This is a genomic window from Erythrobacter oryzae, assembly GCF_030271515.1.
GTDB classification, from domain to species: Bacteria; Pseudomonadota; Alphaproteobacteria; order Sphingomonadales; family Sphingomonadaceae; genus Erythrobacter; species Erythrobacter oryzae.
In genome coordinates this window covers 144,326-161,516 of sequence record NZ_JASCXI010000002.1, presented here as the reverse complement: position 1 = coordinate 161,516, position 17,191 = coordinate 144,326, and the positions used below count along the sequence as shown (strand labels likewise).

Genomic DNA, 17,191 nt, shown 5'->3' with positions numbered 1-17,191 from the left:
TCGCCCCGTGCCGCCGGGAGGTTGGCGGCATCGCTTGTCGCCCGCAGTCATACCCGCGCAGCCCCGCCCCTATCAACCATCTTGGCTTTCACCTGCATTAATGTTCACACCCTTGAGAGACCCTGATCCCCCCTCGGACGAGGGGGGCGTGACCTTCGCGCCGCCCCGGCCTATGGCGGCGCGCATGAGCTTCGAAGCGCCCAAGCCCCATCACGCCCTGCTGCCCTTCGGCGCTGCGCTCGCGGGCGTCGGGTTCCTGTCGCTGATGGACGCCTTCATGAAGGAGGCCGCACTGCTGATCGGCGCCTACACCGCGACCACCCTGCGCGCGGTGATCGGCACCGGGCTGGTCGCCCCGGTATGGCGGCTGCGCGGCGGGCGGATGCCGTCGCGCGAGGTGCTGAAGCTGCACCTCGAGCGCGGCGTGGTCTCGGCCTTCATGGCGCTGACCTTCTTCCATTCGATCACCCTCCTGCCGCTCGCCGAGGCGATCGCGCTGTCCTTCATCGCTCCGCTGCTGGCGCTCTACCTTGCCCGCGTGTTGCTCGGCGAGACGATCAGCACCCGTGCGATCGGCGCGAGCCTGCTGGGCTTTGCCGGCACGCTGGTGATCGTCGGCGGGCGGATCGGGAGCGGCGGGTTCGACGAGAACGCCATGCTGGGGGTCGCCTCGGTGTTCGTCTCGGCGCTGCTCTACGCCTACAACTTCATCGTCATCCGGCGGCAGGCACAGGTCGCCAGCGCGCTCGAGATCGCGACCTTCCACAGCGGGGTCAGCGCTGTGGTGCTGCTGCTCATGGCCCCGCTCCTGTGGCAGACCCCGCAGATCGCGGCCGCGCTGCCGCTCGGCATTTCGGCGGTGCTGACGGTGTGCGGCTCCTTCGCGATCGCCTTCGCCTATGCCCGCGCGCCCGCCAGCGTGCTGGTGCCGACCGAATATTCGGGCTTCGTCTGGGCGGCGATCACTGGCTGGGTGTTCTTCCGCGAGGCGGTCACGCTGCCCACGCTGGCGGGCACCGCGCTGATCGTCACCGGCTGCTGGATCGCCGCCCGCGCCCCGCGGGTGCAGGCCGCGGCGGTGGCATGAGACTATTGCCCTAGGGGAACCCCCCTTGACCTCGCGCGCGAGGGCGCGCAGGAGCGGCGTCGAAAACCGCGCCCTTGGTGGATCGGGGGCGGGCCAATCGAAAGGACGGAACCTCCCATGACCGCAATCGGCCAGGATTCGCTCGGCACGCGCCAGATGCTTGACGTGAACGGCAAGCAGTACGCCTATTACTCGCTCGCCAAGGCGGCCGAGCAGCTGGGCGACATCAGCAAGCTGCCGATCTCGATGAAGGTGCTGCTCGAGAATCTGCTGCGCTTCGAGGACGGCGGCTTCACCGTCGCGCGCGAGCACATCCAGGCGCTGGTCGACTGGCAGGCGAACCCCGTCACCGGCGAGGAAATCCAGTACCGCCCGGCGCGCGTCCTCCTTCAGGACTTCACCGGCGTGCCCTGCGTGGTCGACTTGGCCGCGATGCGCGATGCGATCAAGAAGCTCGGCGGCGATACCGCCAAGATCAACCCGCTGGTCCCCGTGAACCTCGTGATCGACCACTCGGTGATGGTCGACGAATTCGGCCATCCCAAGGCGATGGAAGCCAATATGGCGCTCGAATACGAGCGCAATGCCGAGCGCTACGACTTCCTCAAGTGGGGCTCGAAGAGCTTCCAGAACTTCACCGCCGTGCCCCCGGGCACCGGGATCTGCCACCAGGTGAACCTCGAGCACCTCGCCCGCGCGGTGTGGTCGTCGGAAGGGCCGGATGGCGTGATGGTCGCCTATCCCGACACCTGCGTCGGCACCGACAGCCACACCACCATGATCAACGGTCTGGGCGTGCTCGGCTGGGGCGTCGGCGGGATCGAGGCTGAGGCCGCGATGCTCGGCCAGCCGGTCTCGATGCTGATCCCCGAGGTTGTCGGCTTCTATCTCGAAGGCGCGATGGCCGAAGGCGTGACCGCGACCGACCTCGTGCTGACCTGCGTGCAGATGCTCCGCAATGTCGGCGTGGTGGGCCGTTTTGTCGAATTCTACGGGCCGGGCGTCGCCAACCTCACCCTCGCCGACCGCGCGACCATCGCCAACATGGCCCCTGAATACGGCGCGACCTGCGGCTTCTTCGGGATCGACGACAAGACCCTCGACTACCTGCGTCTCACCGGCCGCAGCGAAGAGACCATCGCGCTGGTCGAAGCCTATGCCAAGGCGCAGGGCATGTGGTTCGATCCGGCGAACGTGCCGGTCTTCACCAAGACCCTCAGCCTCGACATGGCCGCCGTCGTCCCCAGCCTTGCGGGGCCCAAGCGCCCGCAGGACAAGGTGATCCTCCAGGAAGTCGACGACCTGTTCAACGCCGACCTTTCCAAGGCCTATGGCAAGTCCGCGCCCGCGCGCGTCGCGGTCGAGGGCAAGGACCACGACATTGGTGACGGCGACGTGGTGATCGCGGCCATTACCTCCTGCACCAACACCTCGAACCCCGACGTGCTGATCGCCGCCGGCCTTGTCGCGAAGAAGGCGAACGAGAAGGGGTTGAAGCCCAAGCCGTGGGTCAAGACCTCGCTCGCCCCCGGATCGCAGGTTGTGACCGATTACCTCGTGAAGTCGGGCTTGCAGGAGCACCTCGATGCGGTCGGTTTCGACCTTGTCGGCTATGGCTGCACCACCTGCATCGGCAACTCGGGGCCGCTGGCAGCACCCATCAGCGCCGCGATCAACGGCAACGACATCGTTGCCGCCTCGGTGCTCTCGGGCAACCGCAACTTCGAAGGCCGCGTCTCGCCCGACGTGCGCGCCAACTTCCTCGCCTCGCCGCCGCTGGTGGTGGCCTATGCGCTGAAGGGCACCGTCACCGCGGACATCACCACCACCCCGATCGGCCACGACCAGAACGGCGACCCGGTGATGCTCGCCGATCTGTGGCCGACCAACGCCGAAGTCGCCGCGCACCGCGCCGCCAACATCGACCGGTCGATGTTCGTCAGCCGCTACGCCAACGTCTATGACGGTGACGAGCACTGGCAGGCGATCACCGTCGAGCCCTCGGACACCTACCAGTGGCGCGCCGGTTCGACCTATGTCGCCAACCCGCCCTATTTCGAGGGCATGACCATGACGCCCGCGCCGATCATGGACATCGTCGATGCCAAGCCGCTGGCGATCCTCGGCGATTCGGTCACCACCGACCACATCTCGCCGGCCGGGTCGATCAAGGAAGACAGCCCGGGCGGCAAGTTCCTGATGGCCAATCAGGTCGCCAAGAAGGACTTCAACTCCTACGGCTCGCGCCGCGGCCACCACGAAGTGATGATGCGCGGCACCTTCGCCAACATCCGCATCAAGAACGAGATGGTCCCGGGCGTCGAAGGCGGGTTCTCGACCTATGGCGGCGAGACCATGCCGATCTACGACGCGGCGATGAAGCACAAGGAAGACGGCACCCCGCTGGTCGTCATCGGCGGCAAGGAATACGGCACGGGCTCCTCGCGCGACTGGGCGGCCAAGGGCACGATACTGCTCGGCGTCCGCATGGTGATCGTCGAGAGCTTCGAGCGCATCCACCGCTCGAACCTCGTCGGGATGGGCGTGCTGCCGCTGCAGTTCAAGGAAGGCGACACCCGCCAGACCCTCGGCCTCACCGCCACCGACACCTTCTCGATCCGCGGCCTTGCCGACCTGACCCCCGGTCAGGACGTCACGGTGGAGGTCACCCGCGCGGACGGTTCGCAGTTCAGCTTCACCGCCCTGTGTCGCATCGATACCGCAAACGAAATGGAATATTACCGCCACGGCGGGATTCTCCATTACGTTCTGCGCAAGCTTGCGGCATAAGGAGAGGCATGAGACCCGGTCGCGCCGCCCTTCTTCTCGCCCCCGCCCTGCTGCTGGCCCTGTCGGCCTGCGGGGACGATGCGGGCGGATCGAAGGGCAAGCGCGACGCGCCGTCGGTGCCCCTCGGCTTCGAACTGGCCTTCGCCGGAACCGCGGGCGAGGCCGAGGCGGCACCCGAGCGCTCTGCGCTGGTGCCGCTCACGCCCGAGGAACTCGCCGCCAAGATCGCGGCGGGCAATGTCCGCCTGATCGACGTGCGCACCGACGAAGAGGTGGCCGAGGGCGTGATCCCGGGCGCCGAGCATATCGCGCTCGACCGTTTCGATCCCGCCAAGCTCGATCTCAGCGACGGGCGCGAGGTGGTGCTCTATTGCCGCTCGGGCCGCCGTTCGGGCATGGCCGGCGAGAAACTCGCCGCCGCGACCGGCAAGCCGGTGGAGCATCTGGAGGGCGGGATCCTCGCCTGGCAGGCCGCCGGACAGCCGGTCGAGAAACCCGAGTAAGCCTCGCAAACCCAACGAAAAAGGGCGGCCCCGCAAGGCCGCCCTTTCTGGTTTGCGTTTGTGCTCTGGCCTCAGCCGAGGAACTTGCGGCGCCCGAGAACCGCGGCGGCTGCGAGGCCGAACAGGATCGTCATCGGCGGGGCGGGCACATCATGGCCACCCGAAGAACCGCTGCTGCTGCTCGACGAAGACGAGGACGACGAGGAGCTGCTGCTGCTGCTCGACGAGGAGCTCGACCCCGAAGACCCGCTGCTGCCGGACGAACCCGACGAACCGCTGCTGCTCGAGGACGAGGAAGACGACGACGAGGACGACGACGAGCTGCTGGTGCTGCTGGTCATGTCACCCGAAGACCCGCCGCTGGTCGCCCCGCCCGAGGAGGAGCTGCTGCTGCCCGACGACGAGGACGAGCTGCTGCCGCTGCTGCTGCCCGAGGAGCCCGAGCTGCCGCCCGGCTTCCCGCTGCTGCCGCCCGAGGACGACGAGGAGGAAGACGACGAGGACGAGGAGCTCGACGAGGACGAGGAGGAGGACGACGACGAGCTGCTGACCGCCCCGGTCGAGGAACTGACGTTGCCCGAGGAGCTGACATTGCCCGACGAGCTCGACACCGCGCCGGTCGAAGACGAGACATTGCCCGAAGTGCTGGTGCTCGACACTGCGCCCGTGCTGCTGGTGACCGCGCCGGTGCTGCTCGAGACCTGGCCCGTGCTGCTCGACACCTGCCCGGTGGACGAGGTCACCACGCCCGAGGACGAGGTGGTGGTCGAGGTCAGCGTGCCCGAGGACGAGGTCGTCGAGGTCGAATTGTCGATGTCGATATCGATCACGATGCCGCTCGAGCCACTGCTGCTGGTGGTGCCGCTGCTGCCACCCGAGGTCGAGGTCGAAGTGGTGGTCGAGACCGAAACGTCGCCTGACGAAGACCCGCCGCCGCCGAAGAAGCCGCCGAAGAATCCGCCGCCGAAGCCGAAGCCGCCGCCGAAACCGCCTCCGAAGCCGCCGCCCCAGCCGCCACCCGGCCCGCCGCCGCCCGAAATCGGCGGAAGCGGCGGAAGCGGCGCGGGCATGTAGGCGACCTGCTCGATCGGCGGGCACTGCGCCGCGTCATAATAGGCCTGGACCGTGCCCGCCGGCATGCTCGCCGCGCTGCCGGCCGCCCCGACCGGCTGGCACTCGACGGTGCGCTCGACGATGCGGCGGCGCCGCTCCTCGGGCACGGTGATGATCCGCTCGCGCGACTTGATGTAGCGCGCCCCGGTGACCGGATCGACCTCGATCAGCTTCCCGTCGATGTTGGTCGCAAAGTCGGGCGCTTCGGTGTTCATCGGCTCGGCCATGCGCACTGCACCACCTTGCAACAATGCGACACCTGCCGCTGCGGCAGAGAGTTTCGCGATGGCCAGTTTGAGCGACATGGTCGTTTACCCTGTTTGCTTGCGGGGTGGCTGCGGCTTGTCCGCAATTCCCCCAAATCCAGCCTTCTATTGATGTCAGATGGCGGCGAGGGGCAATCGGGTTAACCAAGCAGCGGGCCCCGAACGCGCCGGAATCGCCGCGGAATCGCTTGATTTCGGGGGGCCTGTCCCGAACTGGCACCGAAAACGGGGGCCGCGTTAGGCGAATGGTTAACGCGCAGGCCCGTAGTGGGGCGCGACTCAGTCTTCGAACAGTCCGGCCTGACTTGGGGGTGATTCTTTGGGCGGCTGAAGCTCGAGATGCGCCCATCCGGCATCGTTGAGCACGCGGCCGCGTGCGGTGCGCGCCACCAGACCAAGCTGGATCAGATAGGGCTCGACCACCTCCTCCACCGTATCGCGCGGCTCGGCGAGGCCCGCCGCCAGCGTCTCGATCCCGACCGGCCCGCCCTTGTAGATGGTCGCGATCATGGTGAGGTAGCGGCGGTCCATCAGGTCGAGCCCGAGGCGGTCGATCTCGAGCCGGGTCAGAGCCTCGTCCGCGACCGCGCGGGTGACGGTGCTGCTCCCCGCGACATCGGCGAAGTCGCGCACGCGCCGCAGCAGCCGTCCAGCGACACGCGGCGTCCCGCGCGAACGGCGGGCGATCTCGTGCGCCCCGTCGGGCGCAATGGCGAGGCCCATGAGCCCCGCCGCACGGGTGACGACGCGCTCCAGCTCCTCGTGGGTGTAGAAGTTGAGCCTGACGGGGATGCCGAAGCGGTCGCGCAAAGGCGTGGTCAGCAGGCCCTGCCGGGTGGTCGCCCCGATCAGCGTGAAGGGCGGCAGGTCGATCCGCACGCTGCGCGCCGAGGGCCCCTCCCCGATGATGAGGTCAAGCGCGCGGTCCTCCATCGCCGGGTAGAGCACTTCCTCGACTTGCGGAGAGAGGCGGTGGATTTCGTCGATGAACAGCACATCATGCGGTTCGAGATTGGTGAGCAGCGCGGCAAGGTCGCCCGCCTTGGCGATGACGGGGCCGCTGGTGGCGCGGAAGCCCACGCCCAGCTCGCCCGCGATGATCTGCGCCAGCGTGGTCTTGCCGAGGCCCGGCGGCCCGAAGAACAAGGTATGATCCATCGCCTCGCCTCTGGCGCGGGCAGCGGCGATGAAGACGGCAAGGTTCCCCTTGGCCGCCTCCTGCCCGACGAATTCCGCGAGGCGGCGCGGGCGGAGGGCCGCGTCCGGGTCGCCGGGCTGGCGGGTGGGGGAGTGGAGGGGGGGGTCGTTCATTGCACACCCCCGTCATGCTGAACTTGTTTCAGCATCCATCGTGGGTCACTCTCAGCACTATGCGACAAGAGCGCCAACCATGCGTCTACATCCTCGCCAGCCAGCGGCACGGCACGCTCTACATCGGCGTAACCAGCGATATGATCGGCAGGCTGTGGCAACATCGGAACGGCGTCGTCCCCGGCTTCACCCGCCGCTACAAGGTTCACTGTCTCGTCCGCTACGAGCTGTTCGGCGACATGGAAGGCGCGATCCTGCGCGAGAAGCAGCTGAAGCGCTGGCACCGGCAGTGGAAGATCAACCTTATCGAGAGCGAGAACCCCGATTGGCATGATCTGGCGGTCGGGCTGGGGTTTGCGCCGGTAGATCCACGCGGAAGGCCTGATGGATCCTGAAACAAGTTCAGGATGACGGAGGGAGGTGGCGTTCATCACCCCGCCGCCTTCTTCAGCGCCACGCGGATCAGGTCGCCCTCGCTCGCGCCCTCGCCCAGTTCCTCGAGCGCCCGCGCGACGGCCTGCGCCGCGACAGCAGGCTTGAACCCGAGGTTTTCTAGGGCGCTCGCCGCGTCCGCACCCTTGCTGCCCGCCGGGGCGGCCGCCACGCCAGCCGCAAAGCCACCCGAGCCGCCCGGCATCGCGCCCGCCTTATCCTTGAGCTCGTTGACGATCCTGCCCGCCAGCTTCGGCCCCACACCTTGCGCGCGGGCCACCATCGCCGCGTCGCCCCTCCCGCAAGCCTCGCGCAGTTCTCCGGTCGAGAGCGCGGAGAGGATCGCGAGGCCGACCTTGCTCCCCACCCCCTGCACGCCGGTCAGCAGCCGGAACCAGTCACGCTCGGAGCTTTCCGCGAAACCCAACAGGCGCATGTCGTTCTCGCTCACCTGCAATTCGGTGTGGACGGTGCAGGCCTCTCCCACCTCGCCCAGCGCGGCGAGCGTGCGGCTGGAGCAGTGAACAAGGTAGCCCACCCCGCCGACGTCGACGATCGCCCAGTCCTCGCCGGTCGCGTCCAGTCTGCCTGAGAGCTTTGCAATCATGGTTTGTTCCTGAAGGAAGGCCCGCCCAGCGTCCAGCCTTTATGGACAGATGCCCACACTTGCGCCAGAGGGCGACGCATGAGCTGGAACACCTTCGGGCGCGTCTTGCGCTTCACCACCTGGGGAGAGAGCCACGGGCCCGCATTGGGCGCGGTCGTCGACGGGTGCCCGCCGGGGCTCGCCATTTCCGAGGAATTCATCCAGCCTTTCATGGATGCGAGGAAGCCCGGCACCAGCCGCTTCACGACCCAGCGGCGCGAGGATGACATCGTGCGCATCCTGTCGGGGGTGTTCGAGGGGCGCACCACCGGCACGCCGATCGCGCTGCATATCGAGAACACCGATCAGCGCTCGAAAGACTACAGCGAGATCGCCCAACGCTATCGCCCGGGCCATGCCGACTACGCCTATGACGCGAAATACGGCATCCGCGACTATCGCGGCGGCGGGCGGTCGAGCGCGCGCGAGACCGCGGCGCGGGTGGCGGCGGGCGCAGTGGCGCGGCTGGTGATCCCCGAGGTCACCATCACCGCCTATGTGTGCGAGCTGGGCGGCGACCGGATCGACATGGCGAATTTCGATGCAGCCGAAATCGCCAACAACCCCTTCTTCTGCCCCGACGCCGCTGCGGCGAAGCGCTGGGAGGAGAAGGTCGATGCCGCGCGCAAGGCCGGATCGTCATTGGGCGCGATCGTCGAATGCGTCGCGACCGGAGTCCCCGCCGGCTGGGGTGCGCCGATCTATGCCAAGCTCGACAGCGACCTCGCCGCCGCGATGATGAGCATCAATGCGGTCAAGGGCGTCGAGATCGGCGACGGCTTCGAAGCCGCGCGCCTCTCGGGCGAGGAAAACGCCGACCGGATGCGCCCCGGCGAGGGCGGCAAGCCCGAGTTCCTCGCCAACCACGCGGGCGGCACAGCGGGGGGCATCTCGACCGGGCAGCCGGTGGTGTGCCGCGTAGCGTTCAAGCCGACCTCCTCGATCCTGACGCCGGTGGAATCGATCAACTCTGCGGGCGAGGCGGTCGAGGTGGTCACCAAGGGCCGCCACGATCCGTGTGTGGGCATCCGTGGCACCCCGGTGGTCGAGGCGATGATGGCGCTGGTGCTGGCCGACCACAAGCTGCTGCACCGGGGGCAAGTGGGCTAAGCGGCTCAGCGGCTCAGTGCACCTCGTCGACCTCCACCTCATAGGGCGGCGTGGTCACGGCAACCGTGAGGTTCTTGACCTGCATCATCAGGCCAAGAAGAAAGAACCCGAGTGCCGAGGGGAACGCCCCTTGCCGCAGCGATCATCCCGGCCGTCGCAACCAGCATCAGCGCTGCGTTCGCGCCAATGTGCTTCCAATTGGCGGCCATGTTCCTTCTATATCCCATCATCTGCGTCCCTTCGAGATTTTCCATCTCCGGATGAGGTTGTGTCACTCGTCGTCGAGCAGCTCGGCGGCATAGGCCGGCGTCATCCACGCGCTCGCGATGTTGGAGATCTGACTGGTCAGCCCCAAAAGGAAGAACCCGGCCGCCCGCCATTCTTCGGGCCTGTCGGGGTACCACATGCCCTGATCGGCAAACGACGCCAGAAACAGCGCCCACAAGGCCGCCAATACGCTCGGCACGAGAGCGCCAATCGCCATAGCCTTCCAGAAGATCGCCCGCTCGCGCTCGTCAAGCGGCGCATTGCCGCGCTTGCGATACTCGACGATCACCGAGTGCGTGCCTGCACCAAACATCGCTCCGAACACGATGCCGGGACCGACGTCGCCTTGCGCGCACAGCACCAGCCCCGCAATGCCTGCGGCCATGAACACCAGATTGGCAAGGATCGACAGGCGCGGCGATAACCCGCTTTCGGCATTGGTGCCGAGCCCCGCAATCGCCAGCCGGTCGAGCCGCTCCGACACCTTGTTTCCTTCGTAAGCCATCATTCGCGTCCCTTCTGCAAAGCTTGCGAGAGCGAGGGGAACGGCTCGAACGAGAACAGCAGTTCCACGCTCACGCCGAACACTTCGGCAAGCGACATCGCCAGTTCCAGGCTGGGCTTGTAATCGCCGCGCTCGAGGAAGCCGATGGTCTGGGGGTTGACCCCGACGGCTTCGGCCAGCTCGCGGCGGGTCATCCCCGCATCGGCCCGGAACATGGCGATTCGATTGTGGATTTCCCTCGTCATGCAGCCCTGATATGCGATTCGTTGCGTTTACACAACAGATATTCGCTTGAGCCAACGGCGCAGGAGGTCAGGCATTTCCTGTGCAACGGCAAAATTGGGTGGTCTTAGCGCCCCAGTTCCTTGGGCGGCACATAGCCCGGATCATGGGTGAAGGGCATTGCGCGCCCCTCGCGCAGAGCCGCCAGCACCGCCGCGAAGTCGGTCTGGCAGCGGAAGCCCAGATCGCGCTCGATGGCCGAGGGGTCGTAGACCCGCCCGATGCTCTGCGGCAGCACCCAGCCGCGCGCGGCGTAGAGCGCAGGCGCCTCGGGAAAGCGTTCCGCGATCAGCCCCGCCGCGTCCGTCTTCAGCCGCGCGGCATCGGCGGGTGTGAAAGGCGGCGGGGCGCTCACCACATAGACGCCCCAGCCCACCCGCGGCGCGGCGTCGAGCGCGGCGATATGCGCGGCGGCGCAGTCCTCCACCGTCAGGCGGCGGTTCAGGAACTCGTTCGCCTTGAGGTTCTCGCCCGCGGGAACGGCGTGGGTGTCGTCGTCCTCGGGGAAGAAGCGCGAGACCCTGAGGGCGATCACCGGCAATCCGTGGACATCGTGCCACAGGCGGCACAGTTCCTCGGCCGCGCGCTTGGTGACGCCGTAGATGTTGCGCGGCTGCAAAGGCCCGCTGGCCTCGTCGAGCCACACCGCCTCTGCCGCCACCTCGTCGCGGATCGCGCGGGTGATCATCAGCGAGGTGGTGGAGGTGAAGACGAACCGCCCCGCCCCGTGCCGCACCGCCGCCTCGAGCAGGTTCAGGGTGCCGGTGAGGTTGACGTCGATGAAGGCGCTCGCGGGGTAGCGGACAATGTCGGGCTTGTGCAGCGCGCCCGCGTGGACCACCGCCGCGAAGCCGCGTTCGGCGAACAGCCGTTCGATCAGACCCGCATCGGCGACGCTCCCAAGCACATCGGTGTGAAGCCCTGGAGCAATGTCGAGCCCGGTCACCTCGTGCCCTGCGTTCGCCAGCAGCGGCGCTAGAAAGCGGCCGAGCCAGCCCGAGGATCCGGTGAGGAGAACGCGCATGGCCTCTCAGCTAACGATCCGCGTGCGCCGCGCAAGGGGGTGCGGATGCTGCGGCGATCAGCGGCAGCAGGTGCAGCGGGCCCTGGCCGCGCCCACAATCGCGGTGCGCAGGGCATGGGCTGGCCGCCCGTCGGCGACCTCGGCGAGCACCTCGCGTTTGACCGCGATGAGCTTCTCGCTGGCTGGCCCGAGTTCCTCGAAGGCCGACTGGACGATGCCCAGAACGTCCTTGCGCGACAAGGTGATGGCGGTCTGGTCGGGTGCCAGCCGGGCCGTGTCGAAATCGAACGCGATCGGCGTGATGGCGGGCTTGGCATATTCGTCGGACATGTGGACGTCTTTCCCTACCGAGTTTGTGCGTGCCCCCGCCCGTCCGGTTTTGATGCCACGGCGCTGCAGGCAGCGCAAATCACCCTTGGCTCCAGCGGATGACGAAGGGGTCGGTCAGTTGCGCGTTAATCGGGATTTCTTGTAATATAATTAGGATTAAAGATATTTTATCGTGCCTTTGCAACGCGCGATTGTGTTCGTTGCACGCTTGGCAGCACGTCCGCCACGTCTCGGCGCAAGTTTGACCCAGCTCCCCGCGTTAGTCCCGGCAGCCATTGCGCGCGCGTTCCGCCCATGCAGGACTGTGGCGGAAAAAGCGATTGGTTCCCGCCAGACTGATTGAAAAAAGCGATCTTCGCAATCGCAACAATCCACTTTTGTGCAGCGCGGCAATCGCTATCTGGGCAGCGTCGATTTTCCTCTCAACCAACCCGGATAAGGACAAACTCCCATGGGTATCATCGGTTCGACCCTCAAGCCGTTCACCGCCACCGCCTTCCAGAAGGGCAAGGACTTCTTCACCGTCACCGACGCCGATCTCGCGGGCAAGTGGTCGGTGTTCTTTTTCTACCCGGCCGACTTCACCTTCGTGTGCCCGACCGAGCTGGAAGACATGGGCGAGAAGTACGCCACCCTCCAGGCGATGGGCGTCGAAGTCTACGCCGTCTCGACCGACACGCACTTCAGCCACAAGGCCTGGAGCGACACCTCGGACAAGATCGGCAAGCTGACCTTCCCGTTCCTGGGCGACCAGAACCACGTGCTGTCGAACAACTTCGGCGTGCTGCGTGAAGGCGCCGGGCTTGCCGACCGTGCGACCTTCGTGGTCGATCCCGACGGCGTGGTCCAGATCATGGAAATCACCTGCGAGGGCGTGGGCCGCAATGCCAACGAACTGACCCGCAAGATCAAGGCCGCGCAGTATGTGCGCGCCAACCCCGGTCAGGTCTGCCCGGCGGCGTGGGAAGAAGGCAGCGACACGCTCGCCCCCTCGCTCGATCTGGTCGGCAAGATCTGACCTGACGAGACCGGCCGCGCGGGGCTTCTCCCCCTCCCCCTCGGCCCCGCGCCGGCCGTAAAATCCCGAGAGCCATTCAAAGAGCCCTCGGGTCGTAGCCGGGACCGGATGTCCCCCGCCCCACCTCCCCCCCTTTGCGGGCGGCGGCGGCATCCGGTCCCGCGTTACCCTCTCTCTTCTTCCCCTATCAGAGCGCGTGCAGCGCCCGGAGGACACCCATGCTCGATGCTGCCATGCAGGCCCAGCTCAAGACCTATCTCGGCAATCTTCGCGAGGGCGTGGAACTGATCGCCTCGCTCGATGACAGCGAGAAGTCGCGCCAGACGCGCGCGCTGATCGAGCAGATCGCCTCGCTGCACGACCTCGTCACTGCGCGCTTTGACGGGACCGATGCGAGGAAGCCCAGCTTCGTCATCCGCCGCGCAAGCGATGCGGAGAAGTGGGTGCGTTTTGCCGGTCTGCCGATGGGCCACGAATTCACGTCGCTGGTGCTCGCCCTGCTGTGGGCCGGTGGCCACCCGCCCAAGGTCGATGCCGACCTGATCGAGCAGGTCCGCGCGCTGGAGGGCGATTATCACTTCGAGATGTTCTTCTCGCTCAGCTGCCACAACTGCCCCGACGTGGTGCAGGCGCTGACGCTGATGGCGCTCGAAAACCCGCGTATCACCGCGACCCTGATCGAAGGCGGCACCTTCCAGGACGAAGTCGAGCGCCGCGACATCATGGCGGTGCCTGCGACCTTCCTCAACGGCGAGCCCTTCTACAACGGCAAGATGGAACTCGCCGAGATCCTCGCCAAGCTGGACAAGAATGCCGACGCGAAGCAGGCGGAGAAGCTCGCCGCCAAGGCGCCCTTCGAAGTGCTGGTGATCGGCGGCGGCCCGGCGGGCGCGGCGGCGGCGGTCTATACCGCGCGCAAGGGTTTCCGCACCGGCATCGCGGCGGAGCGCTTCGGCGGGCAGCTGATGGACACGCTCGGGATCGAGAACCTCCCCGGCACGCCCTACACCGAAGGCCCGAAGCTCACCGACAGCCTGAAGAAGCACGTCGGCGAATACGAGATCGACCTGATGGACCTCGCCCGCGCGGTGGAACTGCGCGCGGCGAAGGACGTCGGCGGCTATCACGAGGTGGTGATGGCCAATGGCGCGACCCTCAAGGCCCGCTCGCTGATCCTCTCCACCGGCGCGCGCTGGCGCAACCTCGGCGTGCCGGGCGAGGCGGAGTATCGCAACAAGGGCGTGGCCTACTGCCCGCACTGCGACGGCCCGCTGTTCAAGGGCAAGCGCATCGCGGTGATCGGCGGCGGCAATTCGGGCGTCGAGGCGGCGATCGACCTTGCCGGGATCGTCGGCCACGTCACCCTGATCGAGTTCGACACCAAGCTGCGCGCCGACGAGGTGCTCCAGCGCAAGCTGCGCTCGATGCCGAATGTCGAGATCGTCACCAACGGCCAGACCACCGAAGTGCTGGGTGACGGCACCCGTGTGAACGGCCTCGTGGTCAAGAACCGCGCCAATGGCGAGGAACGCCGGATCGCGCTGGAAGGCGTGTTCGTCCAGATCGGCCTCGTCCCCAACACCGAATGGCTGCGCGAGACCGGGCTCGAGCTCAGCAGGTTCGGCGAGATCGTGATCGACGATCACGGCGCGACCAACATTCCCGGCATCTACGCCGCGGGCGATTGCACCACCGTGCCGCACAAGCAGATCGTCGTTGCCATGGGCGAAGGCGCGAAGGCGGGTCTGGGGGCGTTCGACTTCCTGATCCGCAACGAGCCGGTGGAAGAGGTGGCGCAGGCGGCTTGAGGCACAGTCCGCCCTCCTCTTGAGAGGAGGGCCGCGAGACTTGGCCCGGACTTGATCCGGGCCTAGTCGCAGCGGGGTGGTGAATGCCGCAGAGCGCGACGCTTCGCGCCGCGCCACCACCCCCAACCCCCTCCTCTGAAGAGGAGGGGGCTTTTTTGTGCCCGCTCGCCACTCCTCACTAATCGCCCCGCTCAATCAAAAAACGCGCATTAATCGATTGGACGCAAGTTCCTGAAAGCGTCATTCTCTCCCCATAGGCTACGCGGCAGCGACGCGAGTCTGCATTTCGCCATGTCAGAGGAGAGACTATCATGGACGCAAAAACCGGAGAGATGAGCGGGGGTTGCCCGTTCCACGGCAGCGTGGATCTGCGCAACCTGCTGGGCCGCACCAACCGCGACTGGTGGCCGCAGGCGCTGCAGGTCGACATTCTCAAGGAAGGCGGCAAGAGCGCCAATCCCTATGGCGAGGACTTCGACTATGCCGAGGCGTTCAACGCGCTCGACTACAAGGCGCTGAAGGCCGATCTCACCGCGCTGATGACCGACAGCCAGCCCTGGTGGCCGGCGGACTACGGCCACTACGGTCCCTTCTTCATCCGCATGGCGTGGCACGCGGCGGGCACCTACCGCACCGGTGACGGGCGCGGCGGCGGCAACAGCGGCCAGCAGCGCTTTGCCCCGCTCAACTCCTGGCCCGACAACGGCAACCTCGACAAGGCCCGCCGCCTGCTGTGGCCGATCAAGCAGAAATACGGCAAGAACATCAGCTGGGCCGACCTTTTCATCCTCGCCGGCAATGTCGCGATCGAGAGCATGGGCGGTCCCGTGTTCGGCTTCGGCGGTGGCCGTACCGACGTTTTCGAGCCTGAGAGCGTCTACTGGGGCACCGAAGAGCAGTGGGTCAACGAAGGCGTCCCCACCCGCATCCACCCCAAGGAAGGCCGTGCACTCGAAAACCCGCTCGCCGCGATCCAGATGGGGCTGATCTACGTCAACCCCGAAGGCCCGCAGGGCAACCCGCATGACCCCGAGGGCATGGCCCGCGACATGCGCGAGACCTTCGCGCGCATGGCGATGAACGACGAGGAAACCGTCGCGCTCACCGCCGGCGGCCACGCCTTCGGCAAGGCCCACGGCGCGCACCCCGCCGACACCTTCGGCGGCGCTCCGGAGAGCGAGGACCTCCACCTGATGGGCTTCGGCTGGCTCAACGATGCCGAGGAGATCGCCGCGGGCAACATCACCACCTCGGGGATCGAGGGCGCGTGGACGCCGAACCCGACCCAGTGGGGCAACGACTACTTCCGGCTGCTGTTCAAGTACGATTTCGAGCTGGTGAAGAGCCCCGCGGGCGCCTTCCAGTGGACTCCGATCAACCCCGATCCGGAGGACATGGCCCCCGACGCGCGCGACCCGAACAAGCGCGTGCCGACCATGATGACCACCGCCGACATGGCGCTCAAGAACGACCCGGAATATCGCAAGATTTCCGAGCGGTTCCTGAACGATCAGGCGGCGCTCGACGATGCCTTCGCCCGCGCGTGGTTCAAGCTGTGCCACCGCGACATGGGTCCGAAGATCCGCTACCTCGGGCCGGAAGTGCCGGAAGAGACGCTGATCTGGCAGGACCCCGTCCCGGCGGGCACCACGCCCTCCGATGCGGAGGTCGCCCGCTTCAAGGAAGCCATCCTGAACTCGGGCCTGTCGGTGCGCGAGCTGGTCAAGGCGGCCTGGGCCTCGGCCTCGACCTATCGCAACTCGGACCACCGCGGCGGCGCCAACGGCGCGCGCATCCGGCTCGAGCCGCAGCGTTCGTGGGCGGTCAATGACCCGGCTGAGCTGGGCAAGGTGCTCGACACCATCGAAGCGCATCGCGGCAGCCTCAGCATGGCGGACGCGATCGTGCTGGCAGGTTCGGCAGCGGTCGAGAAGGCGGCCAAGGATGCCGGCTTCGATGTGACCGTGCCCTTCCTCGGCGGGCGCGGCGATGCGACCGAAGAGCACACCGACGCGGCAAGCTTCGAGCCGCTCGAGCCCTTCGCTGACGGCTTCCGCAACTACCTCAAGACCAAGGCGCAGGTCCGCACCGAGGAAATGCTGATCGACCGGGCACACCTGCTCGGCCTGTCGATCCCCGAGATGACCGTGCTGGTCGGCGGGATGCGGGCGCTGGGCGCGGTGAGCGATCACGCGCACCACGGCCACCGCATCGGCGTGCTGACCGAAACCCCGGGCAAGCTCACCCCCGACTTCTTCCGCAACCTGCTCGGCATGGGGACCAAGTGGTCGCCGGTCGATGACTCGGGGGACGAGGAATATGTCGGCGTCGACCGTGCGACGGGCGAGGAAAAGTGGCGCGCGACCCGCACCGATCTCGTCTTCGGCTCCAACTCGATCCTGCGCGCGCAGGCCGAGGTCTATGCCGAGAGCGGGAACGAGGGCAAGTTCGTGTGCGACTTCATCTCGGCCTGGAACAAGGTGATGAACGCCGACCGCTTCGACGTGACCTGGGCCAAGTATCACGCCTGATCCGCACCTGCGGAACGAGGAACGAAGGGCCTCCGGCGGCAACGCCGGGGGCCCTTCTGCTTTTCCCAGGGCGCGGGTGGGGCCCCCGATGGCGCAGCCGAGGGGCCCCCGCCAGCGGCCACGCGCGAGGCCGAAAGGCCTCGCCAGCAACGCCACACCGCGCACGGG

16 protein-coding genes are annotated in these 17,191 nt (G+C 67.1%); 10 read left to right on the top strand and 6 right to left on the bottom strand.

The features are described 5' to 3' along the window. Nucleotides 1-184: 184 nt before the first annotated feature. The 5 genes from PFX90_RS05515 to PFX90_RS05495 all read left to right on the top strand — a co-directional run bounded on the left by PFX90_RS05515 (nt 185) and on the right by PFX90_RS05495 (nt 5,631). Complete coding sequence (locus PFX90_RS05515; protein ID WP_285711384.1) at nt 185-1,087, top strand: DMT family transporter; 903 nt, start codon at nt 185-187, stop codon at nt 1,085-1,087. A 117-nt stretch (nt 1,088-1,204) separates the two neighbouring features. Then, nucleotides 1,205-3,877: an aconitate hydratase AcnA gene (gene acnA / locus PFX90_RS05510; protein ID WP_285711383.1), complete on the top strand. Its 2,673-nt coding sequence runs from the start codon at nt 1,205-1,207 to the stop codon at nt 3,875-3,877. A gap of 8 nt (nt 3,878-3,885) precedes the next feature. Next, nucleotides 3,886-4,380: a rhodanese-like domain-containing protein gene (locus tag PFX90_RS05505; protein ID WP_285711382.1), complete on the top strand. Its 495-nt coding sequence runs from the start codon at nt 3,886-3,888 to the stop codon at nt 4,378-4,380. Between the two features lie 84 nt (nt 4,381-4,464). After that, the gene (locus PFX90_RS05500; protein ID WP_285711381.1) at nt 4,465-5,454 is read left to right on the top strand and encodes a hypothetical protein; all 990 of its coding nucleotides are present in this window, start codon (nt 4,465-4,467) and stop codon (nt 5,452-5,454) included. Between the two features lie 51 nt (nt 5,455-5,505). After that, nucleotides 5,506-5,631 carry a hypothetical protein gene (locus PFX90_RS05495; RefSeq protein WP_285711380.1) on the top strand — a complete coding sequence of 42 codons (126 nt, stop codon included), beginning with the start codon at nt 5,506-5,508 and terminating at the stop codon, nt 5,629-5,631. Nucleotides 5,632-6,038: 407 nt separating this feature from the next. Here PFX90_RS05495 and ruvB read toward each other — a convergent pair whose 3' ends face one another. Then, entirely contained in the window at nt 6,039-7,070 is a 1,032-nt protein-coding gene (gene ruvB, locus PFX90_RS05490) for a Holliday junction branch migration DNA helicase RuvB (RefSeq protein WP_285711379.1), read from the bottom strand. A 59-nt stretch (nt 7,071-7,129) separates the two neighbouring features. On the opposite strand from ruvB, the gene PFX90_RS05485 reads away from it, so the two are divergent. Next, nucleotides 7,130-7,465, top strand: coding sequence for a GIY-YIG nuclease family protein (locus tag PFX90_RS05485; protein WP_285711378.1), 336 nt, complete (start codon nt 7,130-7,132; stop codon nt 7,463-7,465). Between the two features lie 35 nt (nt 7,466-7,500). Here the strand turns inward: PFX90_RS05485 and ruvA are convergent, their stop codons facing one another. Continuing rightward, a complete protein-coding gene (ruvA, locus tag PFX90_RS05480) occupies nt 7,501-8,109 on the bottom strand; it encodes a Holliday junction branch migration protein RuvA (protein ID WP_285711377.1) in 609 nt (202 codons plus the stop codon). A gap of 78 nt (nt 8,110-8,187) precedes the next feature. Between ruvA and aroC the strand changes: the two genes are divergently transcribed. Beyond that, a complete protein-coding gene (gene aroC, locus PFX90_RS05475; protein ID WP_285711376.1) occupies nt 8,188-9,258 on the top strand; it encodes a chorismate synthase in 1,071 nt (356 codons plus the stop codon). A 271-nt stretch (nt 9,259-9,529) separates the two neighbouring features. Here the strand turns inward: aroC and PFX90_RS05470 are convergent, their stop codons facing one another. The 4 genes from PFX90_RS05470 to PFX90_RS05455 all read right to left on the bottom strand — a co-directional run bounded on the left by PFX90_RS05470 (nt 9,530) and on the right by PFX90_RS05455 (nt 11,666). Continuing rightward, the gene (locus PFX90_RS05470; protein ID WP_285711375.1) at nt 9,530-10,030 is read right to left on the bottom strand and encodes a hypothetical protein; all 501 of its coding nucleotides are present in this window, start codon (nt 10,028-10,030) and stop codon (nt 9,530-9,532) included. Then, complete coding sequence (locus PFX90_RS05465) at nt 10,030-10,275, bottom strand: helix-turn-helix transcriptional regulator (protein ID WP_067400024.1); 246 nt, start codon at nt 10,273-10,275, stop codon at nt 10,030-10,032. Before PFX90_RS05465 ends, PFX90_RS05470 begins: the two co-directional genes overlap by 1 nt. A 104-nt stretch (nt 10,276-10,379) precedes the next feature. Continuing rightward, nucleotides 10,380-11,336, bottom strand: a complete 957-nt coding sequence (locus PFX90_RS05460) for an NAD-dependent epimerase/dehydratase family protein (RefSeq protein ID WP_285711374.1) — start codon at nt 11,334-11,336, stop codon at nt 10,380-10,382. A gap of 57 nt (nt 11,337-11,393) precedes the next feature. Then, nucleotides 11,394-11,666, bottom strand: a complete 273-nt coding sequence (locus PFX90_RS05455; RefSeq protein WP_285711373.1) for a hypothetical protein — start codon at nt 11,664-11,666, stop codon at nt 11,394-11,396. Between the two features lie 451 nt (nt 11,667-12,117). Between PFX90_RS05455 and ahpC the strand changes: the two genes are divergently transcribed. The 3 genes from ahpC to katG all read left to right on the top strand — a co-directional run bounded on the left by ahpC (nt 12,118) and on the right by katG (nt 17,023). Then, on the top strand, nt 12,118-12,684 hold the full coding sequence (gene ahpC, locus PFX90_RS05450; protein WP_285711372.1) for an alkyl hydroperoxide reductase subunit C: 567 nt from the start codon (nt 12,118-12,120) through the stop codon (nt 12,682-12,684). Between the two features lie 218 nt (nt 12,685-12,902). Then, entirely contained in the window at nt 12,903-14,492 is a 1,590-nt protein-coding gene (gene ahpF / locus PFX90_RS05445) for an alkyl hydroperoxide reductase subunit F (RefSeq protein WP_285711371.1), read from the top strand. Between the two features lie 311 nt (nt 14,493-14,803). Next, a complete protein-coding gene (katG, locus tag PFX90_RS05440; RefSeq protein ID WP_285711370.1) occupies nt 14,804-17,023 on the top strand; it encodes a catalase/peroxidase HPI in 2,220 nt (739 codons plus the stop codon). Nucleotides 17,024-17,191: the final 168 nt, after the last annotated feature.